Below are 10486 nucleotides of genomic sequence, written 5' to 3'. Positions count from 1 at the left end.
TGGCCTTTGAGGGTGTCGTTGACCGATTCGATCAGCTGACGGACGGGTTTGAGCAGGTGCTCGGCCGGGTGCGGGGTGCGGTTGCGGTAGTTGGGTCGCAGTAGCCGGACCCCGCGTTCGGCCAGGAACGCGTCCAGCTCACGGGAGACGTAGCCCTTGTCCGCGATGACCAGCAGTCCGGGCCGGTCGGCCAGCACGGACGGGTCGTGATCCAGGATCGCCATCAGCACCTGACGTTCATCGAGTTTCGGGGTGGCCAGGGCCCGGGTGATCGGCAGCCCGGCGGGGGTGCAGATCAGGTGCAGGCGCAGGCCCCAGAAGAACCGTGAATGCGACGAGCAGTAGCCGTAGCCTGCCCAGCCGGCCAGCTCGGAGCGTTTGGCGGTTTCGCGGGAGCGGCCGCACTCGACTGGGGTGGAGTCCACGACCCAGGTCGTGTCGGTCCACAGGTCGGTGTCGAGGGCGAGCATGCGGATAACGCGTTTGAGCAGCGGGACGGCGGTGCGTAGTCGCTTGTTGTAGCCGGATTGCTGGGGCAGGTAGGGGAAAGCGCCGGGCAGGTGGCGGGGCAGGAACCGCAGCCAGCGGGCCTCGGACCGGATGCCGAGCAAGGCCTGGGCCACGGCGAGGGTGATCAGTTCGGCGTCGGTTAGCCGTGGTGGGCGTCCGGTCCGGGCGGGCCTGCCCAGATGGTCGTCGATCTTGACGTAGAGTGCGGTGAGAAGGGTGTTCAGGTCGGTCGTCACAAACTGATCTTGGACACCCTTCGCCTGTCTCCAGACACCACCCGGCCTTAGGACTTACTCGTCTAGTACAGCGGCGGCTGAGGGTCGCAGATCTTGCACAGCCGGTATCGACGGCCGCGGTGGGTGCCGGTACATTCCGCGCGCCATCGCTCTAGCTCTGCCTCGGTCACCGGCAGGCACGGGAGTGCCTTGTCCCAGGGAACACCGTGGGTGAACGAGTGCAGCTGGCGGCGGTAGAGCCGTTCCGAATCTCCGCCGGCGCGCACGGGCCGGGCGCTCAGGCTCGCGACGAGGGTCCTGCAGGTGATGGCGTGGATTGAGGAGCCGGAGACGGCGAACGGGTAGCGGTCGTGGTGTTTGAAGCGTTCGACTCGCCGTTCAATCTCGTCATGCCACTCGTCCAGCTCGGCACGTTTGCTCTCGCACGCTGAACAGTCACCGTTGCACCGTAGCGACTCCGCCGTGGCAGCCGACGAGAACGGTGATGGCTCATCGGCGAGCGCCGCTCGTTCGGCAGCCTCGGCCAGTGTGCGACGAGTTGGTGCTCGACCTGCTCGGCAGTAGCCTCGCCGGCCGTCACGGCCTGCAGGAGCCGCGGTACGCCCGCGACTTCCACCATCGCGCCCCAGCCCGGCTCGTCACGGCGCCGGTACCAGAGCTCTCGAGGACCGAAGAACCCGAAAACCAGCTCCTCGACCACGACAGTTCCGACTTGGACAGTCTTGCGGTGCACCGCGCCACCCTAGGAGGCCAGGGGCTCCGGTGTGGAGGCCGCGTGCCCACGCCGACGCGTAGCCGACGCCGAGTGGTCACAGAACTGTCGGTGCTGTCGTGTATACGAACGGTCAACGTTCGTTATGGAGAGGAGTCCCGCTGACGCCCGACGTCCCGGTGTACCGGCGTAACCAGGTACCCGAGCACCTGATGACGAGCCAGCAGCTGCGGGTGGCCGGCCGCCGCCCCTGGAATCCGGACCGGCCGGACGGGTACATGCTGGTCGAGTTGTTCGACGTTCGCGTCGGCGGCGAGGAGTTCGTGGAGGAGTTTGACCGTCGCGTGGTCGACCGGCACCGAGCGGCGCTGTGGGCGTGGGAGGTCCTCGACGATCCGAATACCGTGCTGCTGGATACCGAATCCACGGACTTCGACGGTCGCCTGCTCGAGATCGCGGCAGTATCCCCGACCGGGGAAGTTTTGCTGGAGACGCTCGTCAATCCCGAGGGCGAGCCAATTGCAGCCGACGCGGCAGCCAAGCACGGCATCACGTCCGACATGGTCTCCGCAGCGGGAGTGCCGGTGTTCGCCGATCTGCACGAGGAGCTGGTGGAGCTGCTTTCGGGGAAGAGGATCGTGTGCTGGAAGGCCGCGTTCGACCGAGCCCTCCTCACCGCGGAGGCAGACCGGCTGTTGCCGAGCTGGAGCACTGCGACGGAGACCGACTGGGTGCCGGCTCGGTGGGAAGACGCGATGGCGCGGCACGCGGAGTGGGTCGGCGAGCCCGATGGCTCGGGCTATCGCCGTCACCGGCTCGGCGGCGAGCATCGTGCGCTCGGCGACTGCATCACGATGTTGGGCAGGCTGCGGGAAATGGCCGCTAACCCCGAGCCGATTCCGCCCGAACCGAAGTCCGGTACCTGGAGCGCCGCCGATGACGCCCAGCTGACGGCGATGGACTACGCAAGATTGACGGTGCAGGAGATCCATATGCGCACCGGCAGGACCGAAGTCGCGATCCGGTGGCGGCTGTACAAGCTGGGCTTGGCACCATTCCCGGCCGACCTCGCCCGTGAGCGTGCCGCTCCTAAGCCGGCACCTGCGTACACCGTCGAAGATCTTCGACGGACACACTCCAACTCGCACAAACGCTGGACACCAGCCGAGGAGCACCACTGACGCGTCGACATGGCGACGGCGCCACCCTGACGGAACTCGTGGCTGAGTTCGGCCGCAACGAGAACGCCATCACCGCCCGGCTCGTTGCCCTGGGACTCGCCGACCCGCCACCCGAGTGGACTCAGCCAACGTCGCTCCCATAGGCAGCCAGACGACCGCGGGTGAGGTCAACCTCCGGCGACCTCGGACCAAGCTGGGCGGTCGCGGAGCGTATGCGCCGGGATCAGCGACGGGCGGAGCTCCCCGCCTGTCGGCTGGAAATAGGTCGTGTCGTCGGGCAGCGCGTACCAGCGTCCACCGCCGATCGACGGCCGCTCCGCGGCCTCGTACACCGTCGCTGTCAACCGACAGCTGGGCTGGCCGAAGACATGGCGATGACCAGCGACAGGACAATTAGCCTGACGCGCCGGACGAGCGACGACGTCAAACTATCTGGCCCTTTCTAACGAACCCGCCAGGCATTCATGCGTTAGGCGTCGGAGCCATCGGACCGAGGCGGCGACCGTTTTGCTGCTGCTCGAGGCCGACGGTGAAGCCTGCAAGCGGTGCGGGTTCGACCTGCATCACAGAAGTCCGGCTTGATGCAGCCGTAGCCACTGCGGCGCGCACGCCGCTACTGCCGAAGATCGCTCTGAGAGAGATCTTGAGCAAGGTCAGCGCCCGCAAGGCGCGCTGATGGTTAGTGTCGTAAGCACCACCGCAGTGGCGGAGCCCGGGGGCCAGTGAGCAGCAGAAGCGCAATGAGGGTGATCAACAGCGTCCGCATGATCGTGTCCTGTTCTCGGGGTCACGAGCATGCCTGTCCGTGTTTCACAAGCAGCCGATCAGTTGGAGATAAAGTCCGGCATGGCTCCGTACCGACCCGGATTACGGATGTCGGTACGGACGTATGCTGGGAGGACTTACTAGTAAAGATGCGGCAACGCGGTCGGGGAAGTGCGGTATCCGGCACAGTCCAGCGATCTCCACCGGACGCCTGTAGGGACACTTTGGGGGTGGGCATGGATCTGGCGGAGATTGGCACGCTTTCCCAGCTGGCTGCCGCACTCGATCAGCTGCGCCGTGATCGGTCGCTGTCGCTGCGGGGGCTGGCTGATGCCGCCACGAGGCTGCCGCCGCGAGGCGGCCGGCGACCCACTCTTCCACGATCGACCGCCAGCGGCCTGGTCAACGCCAAGTCCGTTCCGGAGGTCATGACGGTGGTGACGTTTCTGGCCGCCTGCGGCATCCACGCGGAGGAGGCGCAGCGTCCGTGGCTGCAAGCTCTGGATCGGGTGGCGAATCAGCACCGCCGGTGCCCGCCTGGAGCGGTAAGGGTCCGCGACGCACTGCCACGGAGCCTTGGGGTACATGCTGCGATCGAAGTCGATCAGCCGAGCGCGGACGATGCCCTGCACGAACCGCTGTATGTGCCGCGGGACTTCGACGCAGATCTTCGCGCGAAGATATCCATCGCCAGCCAGACAGGCGGATTCGTTCTGGTGACCGGAGACTCCTCGGTCGGTAAGACTCGCGCGCTATTCGAGGCAGTGCGGTCGGTTCTGCCGGACTGGTGGCTGCTGCATCCCGGCGACGCCGAGAGGTTTCGTGAATTCGCTGTGCACCCCGTCGGTCGGACAGTGGTGTGGCTCGACGAGCTGCAGTATTACCTTGACGATGCAGGGGGTGTGCCGGTGGGGCAGGTCCGCGACCTGATCGCGGCGGGTGCAGTGCTGGTCGCAACGTGCTGGCCGGACGAGCACAGCAGGCGCGTAGCGCTGCCGGTCAACGGACAAACAGACCCATATGCCAGCGATCGACGTTTGCTTGACCTGGCTGACGTCCTGACTGCGCCCCGCATGTTCAGCACGGGTGAGCTTCAGCAAGCAGAGGTACTCGCCGGCAGTGACCGCCGAATCAGGGTTGCGCTTGACACTCCGGACGCCGGCTTCACGCAAGTAATGGCCGCAGGGCCAGCGCTGATCCGCCAATGGCGTCATGCCCCGACGTACGCCAAGGCTGTCATCACCGCAGCGCTGGATGCCCGTAGGGTGGGCGCTCATACGCTCCTGACCCGCGAGTTCCTCGACGCCGCGGCGCCCGCCTACCTGAGCGAGGACGAAGGGGAGATAGCCACCGCTCCCCGAGACTGGCTCGACGGTGCCCTTGCCTACGCCACCAGGCTGCAGTACGGGGCGGCTGCCGCGCTGACCCCAGTGGGTCCCACGATGGGACGCATCGCCGGCTACCGGGTTGCAGACTTTTTGCACCAGCACGCGCTGCGTGCCCGCCGCACCGAGGTCCTTCCTGACATCGCTTGGCGAGCCGTGATCGACCATCACCATGCCGACGACATTGAGCGCATAATCGACAACGCTGAACGCCGTGGCCGCGACTATGAGGCCGAGGTCCTCTACCTTCGGCTCATTGACAACGGCGACGATGACGCCAGCAACCGGCTTTCGGAGCTGCTGGTTAAACGAGGAAGAGTAGATGCACTACGCACCTATGCCGACAATGGCAACGAATGGGCTGCTTACCGGCTTTCTGAGCTACTAGCCAAACAGGGTGGGATAGAAGAGCTACGCACCCGCGCCGACAACGGCGACAGGCGCGCCGCCTACAAACTGGCCGAGCTGATAATCAAACAGGAATCCGTGGAGGCTGCACTCCCACTACTCCGCACCCTTGCAGACAAAGGCAACGACCACGCCGCCAGATCGCTCGCCTACTGGCTGGCCGATTACGGATACCTCGAGGAATTGCGCGCTCGCGCCAACCACGGGGACGGCTACGCAGCTGTCGAGCTCGCCAAGCTTCTGGATCAGCAGGGAAAAGCCGAGGTCGCCATCTCTCTGATGCGAATCTTCGCGGACGACGGGTTTAAACTTGCCACTTACCATCTTGCCGGTTTGCTGGCGAAACACGGATGCACCGAGGAACTGCGCACCCGCGCCAATAGCGGCGACTACGACGCCACTGTCCGACTCGCTGGCGTGCTGCATCGACAGGGACAAGTCGAGGCTGCCATCTCATTGCTGCGCCCCCTTGCCGACGACGGCGATAAGCACGCCGCGTTCCTGCTCACCGAATCGGGAGACGCCGAGAAGACGCGCACCTTGAAAGATGACCAAGAAGCCCGCTTCGCTATCTGGAAAGCCAACCTGCTGATCGAGCAAGGTGAAATCGAGTTCGCCCTCTCGTTGTTGCGCCCTCTCGCTGACAACGGCGATTTGCGAATCGCCTCGCGTCTAGTCGACTTTCTGGTCCGTCGGGAACTGATGGGGGATTTAGAGCTTGAGGTGACGGCGGGAACGCCCGGGGCGGCTGATGCTTTGCATCGCAAACGGTCGCCTGGCTCGAATTCGTAGGCGCGATCAGCACCTCATTCGAAGCCGGCGGCATCCTGTTGTGGGCGCGGAACCCGGTCTCGAATCCACGCGGGACCGCGTCGATTCGCGGTTCAAATAGATCCGACTCGTCGGCAAGCTCGCAGCCCCGAGCGATCTCAGAGCAGCACTCCTTTCAGTCGCCGTGTCACAGCAGTCCAGCCTGGTGAAGGCGAGTCACTGCCGCGAGCACGCCACCGCTGCTCAGGAGAGCACCGAGCAAGATCTTAAGTAGGGTTAGCGCCCGCACTGCGCGCTCATGGTCTGTGGTCATGAGCGCCACTGCTGCGGCGACGCCCGCGGCTGCGAGCAGCACCAGCGCGATAAGGGTAACCAACGGCGTCCACATGATCATGTCCTGTTCTCCCGGTCCTCGAGCCCGGACAGTCCGTGCTCGAGGACCAGCCGACCATCCCGGGCCAGGGTCCGGCACGTGCTCCGTCGTGACCCGGACGGCGAGACGGCTGGACGGCACACGCCGGCAGGCTGACCAGCAAGAATGCAGAGTCACCGTTGACGCGAGTACGGAGTCCGGCACTGTCCGATGCGCCTCGCCGGACAGCGACAGGACACGGGAGGGGTGAGCACGGACCGGGCGCAGATCCGCACGCTGCCACAGCTGGCTGCTGCTCCCGATCAGCTGCGCAATGGCCCGGTGGGGACCGGCCCGCATCGCCTACCTGCTCGGTCTCAACCCCTCCACGGTGCACCGGATCCTGACCCGCTACCGGCTACCCCGGCTCACCCACCTGGACCGGGCCACCTCGGCTCCGATCCGCCGCTACGAACACCACGCACCCGGCGATCTGGTGCAACGTGGACATCAAGAAGCTGGGCAACATCCCCGACGGCGGCGGACACAAAGTCCTCGGCCGGGCCGTCGGCCGCCGCAACAGCGGCAACCGTGGCCACGGCTACGCCTACCTGCACAACGCCGTCGACGATCACAGCAGGCTGGCCTACACCGAAATCCATGCCGACGAGACCCGGGAAACCGCGGTTGCGTTCCGCTCCGTCGTTCGGTCAGGAGCCGGACGGATCGTGTCGAGCGCAAGCCCGAACGAGAAGCCGTAGGGCTGATCGAGGTCTCCGGCTGGTGCGTTCCCGGCCTGGTGCCGCGCACCTGCGAGCGCGCCGGCACAACTGTCGAGCTGGGCTATTCTGGGTCCGGCCAGCCACGGCAGGGCGTGATGACGAGGTCGACACCGTCTCGTCGTCTGCTCGACCAGGCCCGCGACCCGCGCTCCGAGGCCGCCAAGCCGAGACAGCCTCGATCGGCTGGTCCGGACTGTCGCTCCTCCTCGCCGGTGCGACTGCACCTTTGCGGCCGGGGCGAGTGGTGTGCTTCAGTTCGGCCCCGACGACCAGTCGGCTCCCTGGGCTCCGAAGGCCGCCGACGAGGACGGCACGGACGGGGTGATGCACTGAGCTGATCTTTACCCGGCTCAGTGCATCACCCCCGTCCAGCTGGCAAGCCCCTGCTCGCACCAGGAACCCGCCGGGCTGCACATCGAGCCCCGCTGGCCGAAATGGTGGGTAGCACCCGCTGAAGGCTTGTGAGGGCGATTCCGGCTCTATGTCGTGCTCGGACCTCCAGCGGGATCGGGCTCATCAGCGCACTGCGGTACCCCATGTTCAGCCGGGTCGAATGCGCGTCCGCCGTCGTATACCGCCCCGTCGAAGCTGGTGCTGCCGCCGAACTCCGCACGGCCAAACTCGACCTCGCCACAGAACTCCGCCTCGCGGAACTCTGCGTCGCCGAACTTCGCCCTGCCGAACCAGGCGGCGCCGCAGAACTTCGCCCTGCCGAACCCGGCGTCGCCGAACATCGCCCCGTCGAACCAGGCGGCGCCGCTGAACTTCGCCTCGCGGAACCAGGCGAGGCCGCTGAAGTTCGCCTCGCCGAACCGGGCTGAGCCGCTGAACTTCGCTCCGTTGAACCGGACTGAGCCGCTGAACTGCGCCCCGTCGAACCAGGGGGTGCCGCTGAACTCCGCCCCGTCGAACACGGTGTCAACGCCGAACCCTGCCCCGACGAATACGGCGTCGCCGCCGAACTTTGCCCTGACGAACCAGGCGCCGCCGCAGAACTCCACCCCGCTGAATCCGGCGTAGCCGCCGAACTCCGCCTCCTCGAACCCGGTGTCGCCGCCGAACTCCGCCTCCTCGAACCCGGTGTCGCCGCTGAACTTCGCCGTCTCGAACGTAGCGGTGCCGGTGAAGGTCGCCCTTCGGAAGGAGGCGGTGGCGACTGTGCAGTTGGCGAGGGAGAAGTCGAGGAGGGTAGCGCCGGTGAGGTCGATGCTGATGCCCGGCCAGAAGTCGGATCGCGGATGATCGGGATCCTCGCCGGGTTGCAGGTGCTGGTGCAGGATGCGTTGAGCGGTGAGACGTACCTCGCGTTCTTGCACCTGGGCTTGCCGGGTACCGCCGTAGGAGGGGCTCGCGGGTACGCGGGAGCGGTCAGCAGATTTCAGCAGGGGCCGGCGCGCACCCAGCCGCCGCGTGCCGGCGGTGTCCGGCGGCGGGGTGAAGGGGCTGCGCAGGTAAGCGCAGATCACGTTGACCACGGTCTGCCGCCGTTTGGGATCGTCGTGTGCAACTTGTTCGAGCGCGTAGAGGCCGCCGTGACGGACCGCGGCCTCGGCGGACCCGAGTTGTTCGACAGCCTTGAGGTACAGCTCGTTCAGCCGCCGCTGGGCGGCATCGCGTTCGGTGGCGGTGGCGACCCGATCCTGGTGCGCCATCGTTGCTGTGTGGACTTCTTGCTGGTGGGCGAGCGTGCGCTCAGTGGAGTCCTGGCGTCGCCAGGACAGGTACAGCGCGACGACGCCGCCGCTGCCCACGCCGATGCTCAGCCCGATTTTGAGCGCGTCCAGCCGCGCGGTCACAAGCTCGGCGCCGTTGAGTCCGCGGGTCGCCGCCCACCACAGCACCACCACCGCGCCCGCCGTCAGCACGGCGATAACGGCCGCGGTCAGCCACATCGTCTTCGGCGAGAGCTCGCGTAACCTGGCTCGCCGCGCCGCCGCTGCGGACAGCGGTGGCGCGAGAACGGCTGGTGCCGACGGCGGTGGCGCAGCGTCGTTGTCGGTCATGTCTATCAGGGTCGCAGTAGACGACCCGGATGTCGCAGACCACCACCATGGTGAACCGCGCGCCAAGGTCGGTCATGCCCGGTGGCGTCGGCGAGGTCGTAGTCGGCGGCGACCCGGTAGACCGTGCTGACGGACACGTCGAACTCGCGCGCGATGGCGCGTTGCGTCGGGGTGGGGGTCCGGCGGATCGCGTCGGCGATCGCGTCGCCGACCTCAGGGAGGAGAGGCGGGCCGGGCACACGGCAATCGTGCGGGGGATGTGTCACTCATCATGCACGGGTGAGGTACCTGTTGATTGCATTCGCAAACTCTTTTACCGCCGCCACCTGCGTGGACAATGCCGCGACGGCACCGATTCGACTTCGGACATATCACAAAGAGATAAATTCGATCATTGGCGTACACACTCCGGCTTCCGATCAGCCATCCTGGCGATGCTCCCCTTGCCACACAGGCGCTAGCCTGACGAGGCAACAGTCACCGTAAGCAACCAAGTGAAGCGCGCTAAATAGGAGAGATAAATAAGGTCGATTGTATCTCGAAGTTAAAACGGCGCCCGAACTGGGCCAACAGTTCAGGCGCCTGAATCAAATTCCCGAGGTCAATTCAGGAGATAGATTCATGAGCCAGCTTAGCAAACCGTCGGATTCGGAGCAGCCGCCCGTACGCCCCACGCACGACTGGCCTCGATTGGTCACCGAGATCGCGAGCAGCCCGGGGGCCCGGCGACACCTGCGAGATCTCGCCCTGATCGCCTCGATCGCGGCCGTACTAATTGCCGCGCTTGCGGCGACCGTACTGATCGTGCACCCGGAAATAGTCACAATGTTCGCCTGAGCGAAGTAGCAGAGGCGGGCCGGCGCGCCGAGAGGGAGAGAGCGCGCCGACCCGCGGACTCGACGCTACCGAGGCCGGTACCGCTCCGCGCGCTCTTCGCGGCCCATCGCGCGAAACAGGCTGATCGACGCCGCGGTCAGGTTGCTGTCGGCGTTCCCGGTGGACATGCGCCAGAGCAGGTCGGCGAGCGACACGCCGGCGTGCTTGTTCATCGCGGTCATGTAGCGGGCGAGGTTCGGCGCCCACATCCCGTGCAGGGTCGCGACGGGCTGGCCGAGGTCCTTGCCGACGAGGACGAGCTCGGGGCCACCGTCGTCGATCTCCCAGAACGGGAGCGCGGCCGCCGTGCGGCGCCACTCCTCGGCGAGCTCGGCGATACAGCGACGGGTCTGCCGGTCGCGCTCGTCGCGCGGTGTGGACATCGGTTCTCCCTGGTGGCGGGTGTGGGGGGGGGGGGGGGGCCCCCCCCCCCCCCCACCCCCCCCCCCAAAACCAGGTGGGAGGAAACCCAAAAGGGGGGGAAAGCCGGCAAGGAAGGAAAGAG

Annotated in this window: 8 protein-coding genes and 1 pseudogene; 4 read left to right on the top strand and 5 right to left on the bottom strand. The window is 66.4% G+C overall.

From position 1 onward, the window contains the following. The coding region (locus ACWEVN_RS42405) for an IS982 family transposase (RefSeq protein WP_452055055.1) at positions 1 to 746 on the bottom strand (746 nt) is incomplete at its 3' end. A 924-nt stretch (positions 747 to 1670) separates the two neighbouring features. On the opposite strand from ACWEVN_RS42405, the gene ACWEVN_RS42400 reads away from it, so the two are divergent. Next, positions 1671 to 2639 carry a 3'-5' exonuclease gene (locus ACWEVN_RS42400; RefSeq protein ID WP_452055054.1) on the top strand — a complete coding sequence of 323 codons (969 nt, stop codon included), beginning with the start codon at positions 1671 to 1673 and terminating at the stop codon, positions 2637 to 2639. Between the two features lie 995 nt (positions 2640 to 3634). After that, positions 3635 to 5989: a hypothetical protein gene (locus tag ACWEVN_RS42395; protein ID WP_452055053.1), complete on the top strand. Its 2355-nt coding sequence runs from the start codon at positions 3635 to 3637 to the stop codon at positions 5987 to 5989. A gap of 166 nt (positions 5990 to 6155) precedes the next feature. Here the strand turns inward: ACWEVN_RS42395 and ACWEVN_RS42390 are convergent, their stop codons facing one another. Next, positions 6156 to 6362, bottom strand: coding sequence for a hypothetical protein (locus ACWEVN_RS42390; RefSeq protein ID WP_452055052.1), 207 nt, complete (start codon positions 6360 to 6362; stop codon positions 6156 to 6158). Positions 6363 to 6660: 298 nt separating this feature from the next. Here ACWEVN_RS42390 and ACWEVN_RS42385 point away from each other — a divergent pair. Next, positions 6661 to 7015: pseudogene (locus ACWEVN_RS42385) on the top strand (IS481 family transposase); the annotation flags it as partial. 566 nt (positions 7016 to 7581) lie between these two features. Here the strand turns inward: ACWEVN_RS42385 and ACWEVN_RS42380 are convergent. Both ACWEVN_RS42380 and ACWEVN_RS42375 read right to left on the bottom strand, forming a co-directional pair. Further along, complete coding sequence (locus tag ACWEVN_RS42380) at positions 7582 to 9105, bottom strand: pentapeptide repeat-containing protein (protein WP_452055051.1); 1524 nt, start codon at positions 9103 to 9105, stop codon at positions 7582 to 7584. A gap of 5 nt (positions 9106 to 9110) precedes the next feature. Continuing rightward, positions 9111 to 9344 carry a helix-turn-helix domain-containing protein gene (locus ACWEVN_RS42375; RefSeq protein WP_452055050.1) on the bottom strand — a complete coding sequence of 78 codons (234 nt, stop codon included), beginning with the start codon at positions 9342 to 9344 and terminating at the stop codon, positions 9111 to 9113. A gap of 292 nt (positions 9345 to 9636) precedes the next feature. Here ACWEVN_RS42375 and ACWEVN_RS42370 point away from each other — a divergent pair, with 292 nt between their 5' ends. Further along, a complete protein-coding gene (locus tag ACWEVN_RS42370; protein ID WP_452055049.1) occupies positions 9637 to 9942 on the top strand; it encodes a hypothetical protein in 306 nt (101 codons plus the stop codon). A 65-nt stretch (positions 9943 to 10007) separates the two neighbouring features. Here ACWEVN_RS42370 and ACWEVN_RS42365 read toward each other — a convergent pair whose 3' ends face one another. Next, a complete protein-coding gene (locus ACWEVN_RS42365; protein ID WP_452055048.1) occupies positions 10008 to 10364 on the bottom strand; it encodes a hypothetical protein in 357 nt (118 codons plus the stop codon). Positions 10365 to 10486 lie beyond the last annotated feature (122 nt).

Source organism: Amycolatopsis sp. NPDC003861 (genome assembly GCF_053605405.1).
Note: the sequence above shows the minus strand (reverse complement) of the source record. Positions and strands in the feature narration are given on the sequence as shown.

Excerpts from the sequence above, each read along its gene's own strand:
- ACWEVN_RS42400 (WP_452055054.1), top strand. The coding sequence starts at position 1,671 with ATGACGAGCCAGCAGCTGCGGGTGGCCGGCCGCCGCCCCTGGAATCCG.
- ACWEVN_RS42390 (WP_452055052.1), bottom strand. The coding sequence starts at position 6,362 with ATGATCATGTGGACGCCGTTGGTTACCCTTATCGCGCTGGTGCTGCTC.
- ACWEVN_RS42380 (WP_452055051.1), bottom strand. The coding sequence starts at position 9,105 with ATGACCGACAACGACGCTGCGCCACCGCCGTCGGCACCAGCCGTTCTC.
- ACWEVN_RS42365 (WP_452055048.1), bottom strand. The coding sequence starts at position 10,364 with ATGTCCACACCGCGCGACGAGCGCGACCGGCAGACCCGTCGCTGTATC.